Raw genomic sequence first — 15,585 nt, 5'->3', positions numbered from 1 at the left:
AAGGCGTATTTATCTCCGGCAGCGGCGTTCGTTCCATCTGGCAACGGCACGACCTGGAGAACTTCCGTAAGCGTCTGAAGGCCCTTGAGGAGAAAGTCGCCAGAGAAGGCATCGTACTGAGCGATGCCCAAATCGCGGCTCTGGAGAAGAAAGCGCATGATGATGAGGCCAGCGGTGAAATCGAGACGGCACATCCGGGGTATCTGGGCTCACAGGACACCTTCTACGTGGGTAATCTGAAAGGCGTGGGCCGTATCTACCAGCAGACGTTCGTGGATACGTACTCGAAAGTGGCACACTGCAAGCTGTATACGAGTAAAACGCCGATCACCGCCGCCGACCTGCTCAATGCTCGTGTACTGCCGTTCTACGAGGCTCAGGGACTGCCGATGCTGAGAATACTGACCGACAGGGGTACTGAGTACTGCGGGAAAGTGGAACAGCATGACTATCAGCTGTACCTGGCCATCAACGATATCGACCATACGAAAACGAAAGCGATGTCTCCGCAAACGAACGGGATCTGTGAGCGCTTCCATAAAACTATTTTGCAGGATTTTTATCAGGTTGCGTTCCGTAAGAAGTTATACGCAGACCTGGAAAGCCTGCAAACGGATCTGGACAGCTGGCTGTGGCATTACAATAATGAGCGAACTCATCAGGGAAAAATGTGCTGCGGGCGTACGCCAATGGCAACATTACTTGATGGAAAACGGGTCTGGGCAGAAAAGAATCTGAACCAGATTTAATCTGACAGACACCTGTATAAATAACCGGTAACTGTCAGATCAGGTCTGAGCTAGTACAATTAATTAGTGCCCATCTTATCCATCTTATCCATCTTATCCATCTTATCCATCTTATCCATCTTATCCATCTTGTTTTTCTTCATGTTATCCCTGCCCATTGCTTCTTTACACATTTTGTCGTGTGGTTTGGACATTGTGTCTTTAGCTATATTATCTTTGCTCATAGAGTCTGCTGCCAGCACATTTGCCATAAAGAGGGTTGAAAGTACAGTTGCTGCGATGATCATCTTTTTCATGGTATTTCCTCGTCGTTTACTTGTTGTATTAACTGCCACCAAACCAGTTGTAGCCTTTATCTTCCCAGTAACCGCCTGGGAAGTGGTTTGTTATCTCAATAACCTTGACATTCTTATGGTTTTTGTATCCCAGTTTAGTCGGAACATGTAATTTCATGGGATAACCATATTCCGGGGGAAGTATCTGGTTATCCCACGTAAGAACCAGCAGTGTCTGCGGATGCAGCGCGGTAGCCGTACAGAAACGGAAACTGTACGGATTTCCACAAGACCATGCCTGACAACACCAGTCCGACACCGTCTAAGATAATCAGCAGATAGGCAATTTTTTGCACCATGTTGTACTGGCGCAGATCCGTGTGCTGAAGTTTTCCTCTCAATACTCTGGGCAGGGACTCTTTCAACTGGCGCCACGACAGTGGAAAAAATTTGTGCCGAAATCGCCCAGTCACTACTCCCAACGAGATATAGACCGCGCCATTAATCATCAATACCCACATCAGAGCAAAGTGCCACTGCAATGCGCCACCAAGCCAACCACCCAGTGTGAATTGCACCGGAAAGGTATAAGAAAACAAGGGAGAAGCATTATAGATACGCCAGCCACTAAGCAGCATGCCCGTAATAGCCAGGGCATTAACCCAATGACAGCTGCGCAGCCACAGCGGATGTACCGATTCTGAAGATAATGGTTGCATTATTTATTACCCGTAAATAATATTCGGGAATTATACGGTTTTATATTCACCATATCCTTAAACAAATTGTGATAACTTTCCTCTCCGCCTGCAGTAAGCTTTCAACAAAAAATATCGTAAGTAAGTGATTTAGAAAAAATAAAACGCAACAAAATGTACATTAAGTGGGTAATGCTACCAACTTACTGATTTAGTGTATGATGGTGATTTTAAGGTGCTTGCGTGGCTTCCATTTCCATCAGATGTCCCACTTGTTCAGCTACCGAAGGCGTCGTGCGTAACGGTAAAAGCACTGCCGGACATCAGCGCTATCTCTGCTCTCACTGCCGTAAAACATGGCAAATCAGCTTCACTTACACCGCCTCTCAACCCGGTACACATCAGAAAATCATTGATATGGCTATGAATGGGGTTGGGTGCCGTGCCAGTGCCCGCATTATGGGCGTTGGCCTCAACACGATTTTACGGCACTTAAAAAACTCAGGCCGGAGCCGGTAACATCGCGCATACAACCGGGCAGTGACGTCATTGTCTGCGCGGAAATGGACGAACAGTGGGGCTACGTCGGGGCTAAATCACGTCAGCGCTGGTTATTTTACGCCTATGACAGGATGCGCAGGACGGTGGTGGCACACGTCTTTGGTGAGCGTACTCTGGCCACACTGGAGCGTCTTCTGGAGCTGCTGTCGGTATTTGATGTGGTGGTATGGATGACGGATGGCTGGCCGCTTTATGAATCACGCCTGAAGGGAAAGCTGCACGTTATCAGCAAGCGTTACACTCAGCGCATTGAGCGACATAACCTGAATCTGAGACAACATCTGGCAAGGCTGGGACGGAAGTCACTGTCGTTCTCAAAATCGGTGGAGCTGCATGACAAGGTCATCGGGCATTATCTGAACATAAAACACTATCAGTAAGTTGGAGTCATTACCGCTTTTTCCGGGCTGTGATAACATCTCCGGGTCATTTTTCAGAGCCAGGGCAGATGAAGAAGAAAAACAGCACACCCACTCCTCACGATGCCACGTTCAGGCAGTTCCTGACGCAACCGGATATTGCCCGGGATTTCATGGAAATCCACCTGCCCGCAGAGCTGCGGGCAGTCTGCGATCTCAGCACGCTGAAACTGGAATCAGGCTCGTTTGTTGAGGATGACCTCCGCCAGTATTTCAGCGACGTCCTCTACAGCCTGAAAACTACAGCCGGCGACGGATATATTCATGTTCTGGTCGAACACCAGTCAACGCCGGACAAACATATGGCTTTCCGCCTCATACGCTATGCGGTGGCTGCCATGCAGCGTCACCTGGAGGCAGGAAATAAAAAGTTGCCACTGGTGATACCGGTGCTGTTCTATACGAGTAAGCGCAGCCCGTATCCGTACTCCACCCGGTGGCTGGATGAGTTTGACGAGCCGGGGCTGGCAGGCAAACTCTACAGCGGCGCTTTCCCGCTGGTAGACGTTACGGTCATTCCGGATGATGAAATCGCCGGGCATCGCAGTATGGCTGCCCTGACCTTACTGCAGAAACATATTCATCAGCGGGACCTGGCAGAACTGGTTGATCGGCTGGCACCCATTTTGCTGGCCGGATATCTGTCTTCATCGCAGGTGATATCGCTGGTACACTATATAGTGCAGGCAGGCGAAACGTCCGACGCCGAAGCCTTTGTACGCGAACTGGCACAGCGTGTGCCGCAACACGGAGACGCACTTATGACCATCGCACAGCAGCTTGAACAGAAGGGCATCGAGAAGGGGATTCAGCTCGGTGAACAACGTGGTATTGAAAAAGGCCGTTCAGAAGGGGAGCGCGAAGCGACTCTGAAAATAGCCCGTACCATGCTGCAGAACGGCATTGACCGCAATACCGTCATGAAAATGACCGGTCTGACGGAAGACGACCTGGCGCAGATCCGCCACTAATCAGACACTCCCTGTCCGGCCATCAGCGAATACTGGTGGGGCAGGGAGGCACCAGACTCAGGCTCTGCCAGCCACAGCGATTAAACAGCTTCATTACCCCCGCCACGTTCCCTGTCAGACGCGCTGTCAACGGATTTATCTGTCGACCGCTGTTCGTCAAAAGCGACATCGAGGTTGGCCCGTGAGAGATAAATGCCGTTCACGCCTGCACTGAGCGCCACAGCATTCCGGCCGGACCATTCCCGATCGCTCAGCAGACGGTAGTTCCAGTGCATATCTTTGGCTGTTTCCAGCGCACAGGTAAGCCGGAACAGGTCGTTCTGCTCGGACAATTCACCGGAGCAGGAACGCCAGAGGTAATTCAAGTACGTCGCCCGGGAGATCCCTGTTTTTTCTGTCACCCTGCTCAGGGCTTCTCCCTGTAAGATAAGCGTCAGCGCTGCTGGCGTTCGCGGATGGCTCTTCCTGCCAAATTTTACGCCTGCGGCAAGTGCCGCTATTCAGCATTCATCCCTGAACACTGGAAGTCTGTATTTCAAATCATCCTTGTAACGAATCCGCCATGCTCATCGCCCAGGTTTCATCGCACATAAAAAACAGTGCCAGCAGCGCTTTTCGTCGGGGCAGGTGTGACAGATACGGCGCAGGGGTTTGAGGGCCAATGGAACGAAAACGTACGCTAAGAAGATAATTCATTGTTTATAATGTAATTTAATGTTCTCAACCCTCCCTTTAAAATATCCGCCGGTAGCGTGAACGTATAATGCCCCAGCATATTGATATGCCCGTGCATCAGTGGGGATGACCGGGCGATATCTTCAACCCCGGTTTCTTCTCCATGACTGCGCATCCAGCTCAGGGCTTCCTGCATATAAAGAGTGTTCCACAGTACCACTGCGTTAGTGACCAGGCCCAGTGCACCAAGCTGATCTTCCTGCCCTTCACGATAGCGCTTTCTGATCTCCCCACGCTGACTATAACAGATGCCCCGGTCTACAGTTTCTGCATATTGCTAAGGCGGCCAGTAGCCCCATAAATTATGTAACATAATTGTGATCAGCTTCGCTTATTTGTGATTCCGGTGTGAACATATGTAAGCGTACAGCCTGAACCGTCTGGTCAGAATCTGACGAATTAGACAAAGTGGTGTCCACCAAATAAGTAGTGGGAACCAAAGTGTCAGATATGCAGAAAAATGTGACTCCCGGCAGGCGAAAAGGCTGCCCTAATTATCCTCCCGAATTTAAACAGCAGCTCGTTGCTGCCTCCTGTGAACCCGGGATACCCATCTCAAAACTTGCTCTTGAAAATGGCATTAACGCCAATCTGTTGTTCAAATGGCGACAACAATGGCGCGAGGGAAAGCTGCTATTACCTTCTTCAGAGAGCCCCCAGCTACTTCCTGTGACTCTCGATGCAGCTGCCGAACAGCCTGAATCGCTCGCAGAGGCCCCGGAAACCCTCAGTATCAGCTGTGAGGTAACGTTCCGGCACGGGACGCTCCGCTTCAATGGCAATGTCAGCGAAAAGCTCCTGACTCTGCTGATACAGGAACTGAAGCGATGATCCCGTTACCTTCCGGGACCAAAATTTGGCTGGTTGCCGGTATCACCGATATGAGAAATGGCTTCAACGGCCTGGCTGCGAAAGTACAGACGGCGCTGAAAGACGATCCCATGTCCGGCCATGTTTTCATTTTCCGGGGCCGCAGCGGCAGTCAGGTTAAACTGCTGTGGTCCACCGGTGACGGACTGTGCCTCCTGACCAAACGGCTGGAGCGTGGGCGCTTCGCCTGGCCGTCAGCCCGTGATGGCAAAGTGTTCCTTACGCAGGCGCAGCTGGCGATGCTGCTGGAAGGTATCGACTGGCGACAGCCTAAGCGGCTGCTGACCTCCCTGACCATGCTGTAAATCTCTTTATCCTGGTTGTCACAGAATAAGCCCGGTAAAATACGGGCTTATGAACGACATCTCTTCTGACGACATCTTCCTGCTGAAACAGCGCCTGGCCGAACAGGAAGCGCTGATCCACGCCCTGCAGGAAAAGCTGAGCAACCGGGAGCGCGAAATAGACTATCTGCAGGCGCAGCTGGATAAACTCCGCCGGATGAACTTCGGCAGTCGTTCCGAAAAAGTCTCCCGCCGTATCGCACAAATGGAAGCCGATCTGAACCGGCTTCAGAAAGAGAGCGATACGCTGACTGGTAGGGTGTATGACCCGGCAGTACAGCGTCCGTTGCGTCAGACCCGCACCCGTAAGCCGTTCCCTGAATCACTACCCCGTGACGAAAAGCGACTGTTGCCTGCGGCGCCGTGCTGCCCGAACTGCGGCGGTTCACTGAGCTATCTGGGCGAGGATACCGCCGAACAGCTGGAGTTGATGCGTAGCGCCTTTCGGGTTATCCGGACGGTACGGGAAAAACATGCCTGTACTCAGTGCGATGCCATCGTGCAGGCACCTGCACCTTCGCGGCCCATAGAGCGGGGTATCGCCGGACCGGGGCTGCAGGCCCGCGTGCTGACCTCGAAGTATGCAGAGCGCACCCCGCTGTATCGCCAGTCAGAAATATACGGTCGGCAAGGTGTGGAGCTGAGCCGTTCACTGCTGTCGGGCTGGGTGGATGCATGCTGCCGGCTGCTGTCTCCGCTGGAAGAGGCGCTTCATGGCTATGTCATGACTGACGGCAAACTCCATGCCGATGATACCCCGGTCCAGGTACTGATGCCGGGTAATAAGAAGACGAAGACCGGGCGGTTGTGGGCGTATGTTCGTGATGACCGCAATGCCGGGTCAGCGTTGGCACCTGCAGTGTGGTTCGCTTACAGCCCGGACAGAAAAGGCATCCATCCGCAGACTCATCTTGCTTGCTTCAGCGGTGTGCTGCAAGCGGATGCGTACGCCGGGTTCAACGAGCTGTATCGCAATGGTGGGATAACGGAAGCTGCCTGCTGGGCTCATGCCCGCCGAAAGAACCACGATGTGCACGTCCGCATCCCGTCAGCACTGACGGAAGAAGCCCTGGAGCAGATCGGTCAGTTGTACGCCATAGAGGCGGATATAAGGGGAATGCCGGCAGAGCAGCGGCTTGCTGAACGTCAGCGAAAAACGAAACCGCTGTTGAAATCCCTGGAAAGCTGGTTGCGTGAAAAGATGAAGACCCTGTCGCGACACTCAGAGTTGGCGAAGGCGTTCGCGTACGCACTTAACCAGTGGCCGGCACTGACGTACTATGCGAACGATGGCTGGGTGGAAATCGACAACAACATCGCTGAAAATGCCCTGCGGGCGGTCAGTCTGGGTCGTAAAAACTTCCTGTTCTTCGGCTCTGACCATGGTGGTGAGCGGGGAGCGCAACTGTACAGCCTGATCGGGACGTGCAAACTGAATGACGTGGATCCAGAAAGCTACCTTCGCCATGTGCTTGGCGTCATAGCAGACTGGCCGGTCAACCGGGTCAGCGAACTGCTTCCGTGGCGCATAGCACTGCCAGCTGAATAACACATCCCCGTCAATACGGCCCTCGCTGTACGCTTACAGTGTTCCCGACAGACGACTCGGTGAAAAAAGTGGTGTGGCTGGCAATCCAGTCTGCGTCCCGGAAATGGACGATGCCGTTGAAGGACTGGCGAATGGCAATGAGCCGCTTTATTATCGAGTTCGGTGACCGCCTGGACGGTCACTTCTGAGAAAGGCATTTACACAGAATCTTAAACAGGCTCAATCTGACAGACACCTGTATAAATAACCGGTAACTGTCAGATCAGGTCTGAGCTAGTACAACTTATCCCACGTATTTCCTTCCATGGAAATACGCAACAGGATCAAAAACGATGTACTGTTATTTGTATCAGAACGAATATCTGATACCGGCATTTATCATATTATCCACATTATATTTGCCAAATGCAGAACGTTCCGCTTCCAGACCAAAGCGTATATTGTCGCCTAGCCGGGCATTTAACCCCACGCCATACAACATACGACTGTCTTTTCCACCGTTAATATGATGTTCACCTGCCGTATCCTGCAGATGAATGTCAGCACTGTCCGTCAGGTCGAACTCATAATGCAGCCCGGCACGTGCCGTCAGACTCCAGTCCTTACCACTGAAGGTTTTACCTGAAACAACCCCCGTTCTTCCGACCAGTGGACTGGCGCTGTCACGGCGCATAGAGACATCCACTCCACCATTATGCCAGTTAAATGTTTGCCCCTGCAGTTTTCCCCAGACCAGTTCAGCCTGGGGCTCCACAAACGTTGTCTCTGTCAGACGATAGCGATAACCAGCCTCCGCACCTGCATACAGCGAATGTGTCCGGAAGTTCTGCTTACCGGCCCCGGCAAAGCTCAGCTCATACCGGTTTTCATTGTGTATATATTTGGCAATCAGATCGAAGTAGGCGCCTGACGGTAACAGGCCACTGGCATAGATTCCAGCCCCCCATGACTTCGTTTTACCACTGAACATTCCGGCTGACACATCAGTATCGGTATAGGTACCCATAATCCCCGTAAACAGATCCAGCTTATCAAGCTCATGCTTACGGTCCGCCCCCATCTGCAGCAGAATATAGCGGTCGCTGAAACCAGCCTCCCCAGAGCCGGAGCCGTTCATTAAGCGCACCCAGCTACCGGCTTCGGTATTGATGTCCCGTAAATCTCCCATGCGTTTATTCAGATTATTGACTTCAGTAATGAAGTTGCTATAGCTGATATGCATGAATGTGGCGGCAGCCCTGCTCTGTCCTTCATCAGGAGCAACCTGGTAACCATCAAGGACCCATTCTTTTTTATCGTCATCTTCTCTGATGCTGATAGTGGGTGTCACATTACTGAATCCCACAACCTGTGTTGAAGCTCTGAACAGATCATCTGCTGCCGTTTTCGGGGCGCTGACCAGCGGAATACTGAGCGAGTCCTTGTCAGACGGTTTTTTCTGAAAGTTAACCAGTATGCTGTTGTCATGACCTGTCGCGGAGTCCGTGATAACGAGACGATCTGCATTTTTCAGATCCGTCCTCATGGCAAACGATGTCTGAACCGCATCCAGACTGCCTGTCGTCAGGGTGGTGAATGATGATGTATCACCGCCAAAACCGACCATTGTCCGCTTCAGTTTAAGATGCCCTGCCGTGGAGTTACCTTTCACTGACCACTGAGAGTCTGTCATACTGATATTGCCGTCAGGCGCATCAAGACGTCCCCCCCAGACATTCCGGTATCCGTTAAACACACTGTAGAACACCCTGTCCTGCAGAAGCAGGTCCGGATCCAGTTCACCCTCACCACCAATGGTGACGCGTCCTTTTCCCTGAACGGTCATATCCCCCGATAACAGAGTGAACGGACCAGCATAAAGACTGGCATTGTCTCCCGTCAGGTTCCATGCCCCTGCATAACTGTACAGCGGTAAAAGCGTACGGGAAAACTCACCTGAGCGACTGTTCAGACTCAGCGCCGCATCAGCAATATTCACTACTCCGTCTGAAATGATGTTCTGTCTGACAAGCACATCAGCACCTTCAGACAGATTAAGTGCTGTCCCCGTCAGTGTGGAAGAGTCCAGTACAGCATCAGAGGAGGAGATATTTACCGTACTGTTATCAGCCTGTATTCCACCATTAAAAAACTCATTGATATTCAGCACAGAATGATTACTCAGACTGACAGTTCCGTTGAACGCGCTTTTATCTGCATCTTTAACAGCCACAGAGGTACCTTCTTCCAGCTTAAAGGCTGTTCCGTTGCCGTCATTCCTGTCAATAAACACTCTGCTGTCGCCCAGTGTGACACGTGAGTTATCCGCCTGAATGTGTGTGTTTAGCGCGGCATTGCGTCCCAGCCCAAAGTCGGTATTTTTTAACTCTAGCATCCCCAAACTGAATGTCCTGCTTTCCCAGTCATCCTGGGTAAATGACGTGGGTTGCGTCAGTACGGAACCATCACCGGTAGCAGCAACCTTGTCTGCAATGCTCTGGCTGTTAAATGCATGAATAACGGGATGCCCCTGCATGGTCAGACGCCCGTCCTCTTTGCTGAACGTCCCCCCGATGTCAGCAGAGCCATCCATAACAAATTTACCCACCCTGCCGGCATCAAAACGGATATTACCGGTTAATTTACCATGGTAAATTAATTGTCTGTCAGCCGAGGCTTCCCGGTTTGCTTCTTCCTGTGAGCTGAAATAATCCGCGCCCCGGAATATTTCCGGTAGGTGTTTTTCTGCCGGAGAGGGACTCCACCCGGCACTCGTTGTCTTTAATACAAAGAATTCTGTCGTTTGTGACTCCGTGTTAAAGTACTTATACACCTGACCTGAAATTCTTTGTGTATCCTTTCCGTTCCATTCAATGGCATCCGGTATCGTCAGGGAAACAGTCGCCTCTTTATCACTGCTGTTGTGCAACTGCGCGCCATAATCTGCAGCACTGATATTGTGGAAGGAAAGATCATTCCCGTTTACATCCAGGATCCCGCCACGGTATCCCCAGCTAATATTATCCGGATTAACCTGCCGGTTATCTGCCAGCACGACAGTCGGGCGACCACTGGCGATATTCACACTACTGAAAGCCTGAACCTGCCCTGAACTGTCCGCCTGCTGATTCAGGATGACAGTACCGTCCCCGACTTTCAGCCCTCCCTCATTCACACCGGTTCCCTGAACAATCAGCGTTCCCTGGCCAATTTTATGCAGATTGTCACCTTTCACACCATTAACCTGCCAGTTCACGGACGTATTCTGATCCACAATAATCCCGGCCCCGGTCCAGGTGCTGCCATTAGTGGTTGTCACCGTATAATCATCATGGAATGTCAGGGAACCTGCGCCCTGCGACACATTATCCCGGATATCGATAACACCATTATGTCCGCTGAAAGAAAGGTCTTTACCGGCGTTCAGGTCGTTCCCTTTTTTACCATGCATTGTATGGGCTTCATTTTCCTGAGACAGACTGCCCACCCCTTCGCTGGCATCAAACGACCAGATAATATTCTCAGGAGAAGTGTTGTCATAATTCACCAGACCATCAGAATATGCATCCATGATATTCTGGATCCTGCCAGCTGAAACCACAGACCATAAGGCGTTATTTCCTGAGCCGGAAGACAGATTAGCGACCAATACCCATTTACCCTGAGCTTTATCATAAGCATACAAAGGTGAGCCACTGTCTCCTCCCTGAGTATGAGAAGGAAGCACGCCCTGAGCAGAGGTCAGATCTGCGGTGGATGCCATCAGTGTACCGCCAAACCAGTTGTAATAGCTGAGGCCGGCGACCGTTCCTCCTGTCAGATATTGATAAGCACCAGTAATACTGATGTTTTTTCCGTCATCATTTTTTATCAACTGAGAGCCGGAACCGAGTCGATAGAAAGCGGAATACTGGCTGCTGTGGTTAAATGACGCATCAGTGCTGGCAGCCCCCACCGGCACAACTTCCGTAACAAGTTTATCCAGTCGTGGAGTATGAATATCCATATCTGAAGCATTGTTTCTGCTGACCAGATGATAAAGATTCTCTCCATCACCAAATCTGACGCCTGTGTATCCGCCATTATGCCGGACACCGGACAGATACTGAGGGCTGACAAGTGTGGCAACACCACTCGTGTCTGTTGCACTGAAGTCTGGCATCGGAGCGGAATTCAGCGTTCCGGGAATATTTCCGTTCTTATCTTTTATTATGATATCCGACTTTCCTGCCTGAAATACCCCTTTATTTTCCGCAAAATCACGGTATGTCTGATAAGGGATATTCCCCTTGACAACGGAGGCAATGGCGAACGGCGATATCATTATGATTGTAAAAGATACCGGAAGACACAGTTTCTTTTTACCGGAGACTGATTTTCTGCTCACTCTTCTGGCAAGTTCTGAAACGACTTTAATTGTCTGAGTGATATGGCAATACTTGAGAGCATATATTTTGTTCATTACATAATAGTCCTGATTTTATTCCTGATATTACTGGATTTGCCCCTATATTTCCAGACACCTGTTATCACTTAACCCATTACTGGCCCGCTGCCGCAGATATTCCCGTGGCGAGCGATAACCCAGCGCACTATGCGGATGCCATTCGTTATAATGCTCGAACGCCTCTGCAAGGTTCTTTGCTGCCGTTAACCCGTCTGGTTTGGGCATGATACTTATGTAGTCACGCTTTATCGTTTTCACGAAGCTCTCTGCTATTCCGTTACTCTCCGGACTCCGCACTGCCGTGTTCTTCGGTTCAAGTCCCAACATCCTGGCGAACTGACGTGTTTCATTCGCCCGGTAGCATGAACCATTATCCGTCAGCCACTCCACTGGAGACGCCGGAAGCTCGCTGCCAAAGCGGCGTTCCACTGCTCCCAGCATGACGTCCTGTACTGTTTCACTGTCGAAGCCACCCGTTGTGACCGCCCAGTGCAGTGCCTCACGGTCACAGCAGTCCAGCGCGAACGTGACCCGCAGTTTTTCTCCGTTATCACAGCGGAACTCAAACCCGTCAGAGCACCATCGCTGATTACTTTCTTTCACAGCCACTCTGCCGGTATGTGCCCGTTTCGATGGCGGTACAGCGGGTTTTCGCTCAAGCAACAGCGCATTCTGGCGCATGATCCGGTAAACACGTTTGGCATTGATCGCAGGCATACCATCAGGTTCTGTTTGTCTGCGAAGCAGCGCCCATACCCGACGATAACCATATGTGGGCAGCTCTCCGATAACATGGTGTATACGGCGAAGCACATCCGTATCATCCGTGTGACGGCTGCGGCGGCCGTCCTTCCAGTCATCGGTTCGTCTGAGAATGACGTGCAACTGCGCACGCGACACCCGGAGACAACGGCTGACGAAGCTTACTCCCCATCCCCGGGCAATAAGGGCGCGTGCGCTATCCACTTTTTTGCTCGCCCATATTCAACGGCTTCTTTAAGGAGTTCATTTTCCATCGTTTTTTTGCCGAGCAGGCGCTGGAGTTCTTTAATCTGCTTCATGGCGGCAGCAAGTTCAGAGGCAGGAACGACCTGTTCTCCGGCAGCCACAGCAGTAAGACTTCCCTCCTGGTATTGCTTACGCCAGAGAAATAGCTGGCTGGCTGCCACACCATGTTGCCGGGCAACAAGGGAGACCGTCATTCCCGGTTCAAAGCTCTGCTGAACGATAGCGATCTTTTCCTGTGTAGTACGCCGTCTGCGTTTCTCCGGCCCTAAGACATCAATCATCTGTTCTCCAATGACTAGTCTAAAAACTAGTATTAAGACTATCACTTATTTAAGTGATATTGGTTGTCTGGAGATTCAGGGGGCCAGTCTAGAGGCTATGCAGGTGTCTTGATTTTGTGATCCACTACAATGCACCTCTATAAGCTGGCCCCGAAAATCCCCCACCTTAATGTACTGACAATGTTGTAAAAAACTCATGACCGCATTATAAAAACGGTCATGAGTCAGAAATACCTCATTCGCATCGCTGAGCTGGGAAGGCTGCTCTCTGAGCAGGGTGAAGCCCTCCGTCAGAAAGACCAGAAACTGAGTCAGGTTGAAGAGACGGAGGCCTTTCTGCGCTCTGTGCTGACCCATGCCGAAGAAAAGCCCGAAGAAGATGCACGGGAAGTAGAACATCTGTGGGCCCAGATAGAAAAACTGCGTCTTGAGGTTGAACGGGTTGAGACCCAGCTAAATACTGCGAACATCTGCCACTGTATCACATCAGAATGTTACTCTCTGAGTCTGTTCAGAGAATATATTTCTGCTGTTTTCCGGGGTATACAGCGCTATCTGAGGAGGGGGAATGAACAGTGATTTTTCTGCGGAAAAAATCCTGACGGGTAAGAATGTCCTGTGCGCGGCCATTCGCCGTATTGAGTGGTTGTTTGAGACATTCTCTTCTGTCTGTTTGTCTTTTTCTGGTGGTAAGGATTCCACTGTGCTTCTCCATCTTGTGGCAGAGGTGGCCCGCAGGAGAAAACGCCGTTTCTCTGTACTGTTCATTGACTGGGAAGCCCAGTACCAGTGCACCATTGAACATATTCAGAAGATGCGGGATATGTACCGGGATGTGACGGACACCTTTTACTGGGTGGCTCTTCCCCTGACCACGGTAAACGGTGTCTCTCAGTTTCAGCCGGAGTGGATATGCTGGGAACCCGGTGTGGCGTGGGTTCGTCAGCCACCGGAATATGCCATTACAGATATGGCATATTTTCCCTTTTACCGGTATGCCATGACCTTTGAAGAATTTGTTCCGGCATTTTCTTCTTGGTTTACCGGAAACCGGTGTGCAGTGGCAATACTGATTGGTGTCCGGGCGGATGAATCCCTTAACCGCTTTATGGGACTGGTGTCCCGGCGTAAACTGAGATATGCCGATGATAAACCCTGGACCACGGCGTCGCCTGAAGGTTTTTACTACACTATGTACCCGTTGTATGACTGGAAATCCCGTGATATCTGGATATATAACGCCAAAACCCGTGCCATCTACAATCCTCTGTATGATTTGATGTACCGTGCAGGTGTGCCGTTACGCGACATGCGTGTCTGTGAGCCTTTTGGCCCGGAACAGCGTAAAGGACTGTGGCTTTATCATGTTCTGGAGCCGGAAACCTGGGCTAGGATGTGTGAGCGGGTGTCCGGGGCTGCCAGTGGTGCTCTTTATGCCAATGAAAGCGGTGCTTATTTTGCTCTGCGTAAGCGTATCACAAAGCCGGTTCATCACACCTGGCGCAGTTACGCGATGTTCCTGCTGGATGTGATGCCGGAAAGAACGGCAGAACATTACCGTAACAAAATTGCTGTCTACCTGCGCTGGTATCAGACTAAGGGGTTTCCGGATGACATCCCGGATGAACAGGAGAATGATTTGGGGTGCAGGGATATCCCGTCCTGGCGACGAATCTGTAAGACTCTCATAAAGAATGATTTCTGGTGCCGGTCCCTCTCCTTCAGCCCGAACAAACCTCGGCACTATGAACGTTATCTGCAGCGTATGAAGGAAAGGAGAAAGGAATGGGGGATTCTGTGATACCGGAGGTGGAGGTACTGAGCAACATTATTCGTCAGTACTTCAGTCAGGCACGAAGTGAAGAAGAAACCATACAAGCCCTTAATCATCTGCGCAGGGTGCTGCATGAGGTCAGCCCTTTTGCACAGGAGCCTGTGGACTGTGTGCTGTGGGTGAAAGCGGATGAGGTGGTGGCCAACGATTACAATCCCAATGTCATGGCTCCGGGTGAGAAGAGACTGCTGAAGCAGTCACTGGAGAAAGATGGTTTCACACAACCGGTGGTGGTGTCAGAAGATAAGAGCCATTATCTGGTGGTGGATGGTTTTCATCGTCAGTTACTGGGCAGGGAATCAGATACAGGGAAACGCCTGAAGGGCTGGCTGCCTGTAGCCTGTATTAATCCGGAGAGAAAGGGACAGGCCGCACGCATTGCTGCTACCATTCGACATAACCGGGCCAGGGGGAAGCACCAGATAACCTCAATGTCTGATATTGTAAGAGACCTTTCGCGTCTGGGTTGGACAGATCAACGCATTGGCACTGAGTTGGGCATGGAGCAAGATGAAGTGCTGAGGCTGAAACAGATTAGCGGACTGACAGAACTGTTTCAGGAAGAGGATTTCAGTCCGGCATGGACGGTTCGCTGATTCTGTTAAATATGGTTTGTTGTGGTCAAAAAGAGACTGTAATCATTCGCTGGCCGAGAGTCTGCAACAACTCAAACGGGCTAGCAGCGATACTGTCCGTCATTTTATGAATGCTAAAGGTGGTCCTGCTGTTGCATATACCGAACAGCGGCTTGCAAGTATTGCCAGCGCTATTCCCCTGACCACAGATAAAACTGTCATCGAGGCAAATGCATTGATGGCAACGGCACTTGCATCCCAAATAAAACTATTACCATTGCAAAATCAAA

Annotated in this window: 12 protein-coding genes and 6 pseudogenes; 11 read left to right on the top strand and 7 right to left on the bottom strand. The window is 51.0% G+C overall.

Annotation, left to right across the window (positions count from 1 at the left end):
• Positions 1–749: IS481 family transposase (locus DR88_RS0127140; protein ID WP_032444096.1), on the top strand; the 749-nt coding region annotated here is incomplete at its 5' end.
• Positions 750–808: 59 nt separating this feature from the next.
• Here DR88_RS0127140 and DR88_RS00560 read toward each other — a convergent pair.
• The 3 genes and pseudogenes from DR88_RS00560 to DR88_RS0127135 form a co-directional block, all read right to left on the bottom strand.
• A complete protein-coding gene (locus DR88_RS00560; protein WP_025862332.1) occupies positions 809–1,045 on the bottom strand; it encodes a hypothetical protein in 237 nt (78 codons plus the stop codon).
• Between the two features lie 28 nt (positions 1,046–1,073).
• Positions 1,074–1,283, bottom strand: a pseudogene (locus DR88_RS29035) (molybdopterin-dependent oxidoreductase); the annotation flags it as partial.
• Positions 1,234–1,743, bottom strand: a complete 510-nt coding sequence (locus DR88_RS0127135) for a cytochrome b/b6 domain-containing protein (protein WP_025862333.1) — start codon at positions 1,741–1,743, stop codon at positions 1,234–1,236. The pseudogene DR88_RS29035 and the gene DR88_RS0127135, both read right to left, overlap by 50 nt.
• A gap of 222 nt (positions 1,744–1,965) precedes the next feature.
• Here DR88_RS0127135 and DR88_RS00565 point away from each other — a divergent pair.
• Positions 1,966–2,663 (top strand): IS1 family transposase gene (locus tag DR88_RS00565; RefSeq protein WP_171893191.1). Its coding sequence is split into 2 segments (ribosomal slippage): positions 1,966–2,215 and positions 2,215–2,663, totalling 699 coding nucleotides; the frame shifts between segments, so codons are not numbered across the junction.
• A gap of 68 nt (positions 2,664–2,731) precedes the next feature.
• Entirely contained in the window at positions 2,732–3,673 is a 942-nt protein-coding gene (locus DR88_RS00570; protein WP_025862253.1) for an Rpn family recombination-promoting nuclease/putative transposase, read from the top strand.
• Here DR88_RS00570 and DR88_RS30145 read toward each other — a convergent pair.
• Positions 3,670–4,173, bottom strand: a pseudogene (locus tag DR88_RS30145) (DUF2913 family protein). The gene DR88_RS00570 and the pseudogene DR88_RS30145 overlap by 4 nt on opposite strands.
• A gap of 179 nt (positions 4,174–4,352) precedes the next feature.
• Positions 4,353–4,670, bottom strand: a pseudogene (locus tag DR88_RS29025) (Tn3 family transposase); the annotation flags it as partial.
• 188 nt (positions 4,671–4,858) lie between these two features.
• On the opposite strand from DR88_RS29025, the gene tnpA reads away from it, so the two are divergent.
• The 4 genes and pseudogenes from tnpA to DR88_RS29020 all read left to right on the top strand — a co-directional run.
• Positions 4,859–5,239 carry an IS66-like element accessory protein TnpA gene (gene tnpA, locus DR88_RS00575; protein WP_004150475.1) on the top strand — a complete coding sequence of 127 codons (381 nt, stop codon included), beginning with the start codon at positions 4,859–4,861 and terminating at the stop codon, positions 5,237–5,239.
• Positions 5,236–5,583: an IS66 family insertion sequence element accessory protein TnpB gene (tnpB, locus tag DR88_RS0127125; protein WP_000612591.1), complete on the top strand. Its 348-nt coding sequence runs from the start codon at positions 5,236–5,238 to the stop codon at positions 5,581–5,583. The genes tnpA and tnpB overlap by 4 nt, the downstream gene beginning before the upstream one ends.
• Positions 5,584–5,632: 49 nt before the next feature.
• Positions 5,633–7,171, top strand: a complete 1,539-nt coding sequence (locus DR88_RS00580) for an IS66-like element ISEc8 family transposase (RefSeq protein WP_032444095.1) — start codon at positions 5,633–5,635, stop codon at positions 7,169–7,171.
• Positions 7,172–7,209: 38 nt separating this feature from the next.
• A pseudogene (locus tag DR88_RS29020) lies at positions 7,210–7,359 on the top strand (IS256 family transposase); the annotation flags it as partial.
• Between the two features lie 161 nt (positions 7,360–7,520).
• Here DR88_RS29020 and DR88_RS00585 read toward each other — a convergent pair.
• Both DR88_RS00585 and DR88_RS0127120 read right to left on the bottom strand, forming a co-directional pair.
• Positions 7,521–11,612, bottom strand: coding sequence for a S6 family peptidase (locus tag DR88_RS00585; RefSeq protein ID WP_004150512.1), 4,092 nt, complete (start codon positions 11,610–11,612; stop codon positions 7,521–7,523).
• A gap of 45 nt (positions 11,613–11,657) precedes the next feature.
• A protein-coding gene (locus DR88_RS0127120) for an IS3 family transposase (protein ID WP_085956323.1) occupies positions 11,658–12,886 on the bottom strand; the annotation gives its coding sequence in 2 pieces (ribosomal slippage) (positions 11,658–12,571 and positions 12,571–12,886; 1,230 coding nt in all).
• Positions 12,887–13,105: 219 nt separating this feature from the next.
• Here DR88_RS0127120 and DR88_RS30135 point away from each other — a divergent pair.
• The 4 genes and pseudogenes from DR88_RS30135 to DR88_RS29005 all read left to right on the top strand — a co-directional run.
• A pseudogene (locus DR88_RS30135) lies at positions 13,106–13,312 on the top strand (IS66 family transposase); the annotation flags it as partial.
• Between the two features lie 142 nt (positions 13,313–13,454).
• Positions 13,455–14,687, top strand: coding sequence for a phosphoadenosine phosphosulfate reductase (locus DR88_RS00595; protein ID WP_016529501.1), 1,233 nt, complete (start codon positions 13,455–13,457; stop codon positions 14,685–14,687).
• Positions 14,672–15,316, top strand: coding sequence for an IbrB-like domain-containing protein (locus DR88_RS00600; protein WP_004144055.1), 645 nt, complete (start codon positions 14,672–14,674; stop codon positions 15,314–15,316). The genes DR88_RS00595 and DR88_RS00600 overlap by 16 nt, the downstream gene beginning before the upstream one ends.
• Before the next feature lie 38 nt (positions 15,317–15,354).
• A pseudogene (locus tag DR88_RS29005) lies at positions 15,355–15,569 on the top strand (IS110 family transposase); the annotation flags it as partial.
• Positions 15,570–15,585 lie beyond the last annotated feature (16 nt).

This window comes from Klebsiella pneumoniae (assembly GCF_000742135.1).
GTDB lineage: Bacteria > Pseudomonadota > Gammaproteobacteria > Enterobacterales > Enterobacteriaceae > Klebsiella > Klebsiella pneumoniae.
This window is presented reverse-complemented; position numbering and strand designations above follow the sequence as displayed.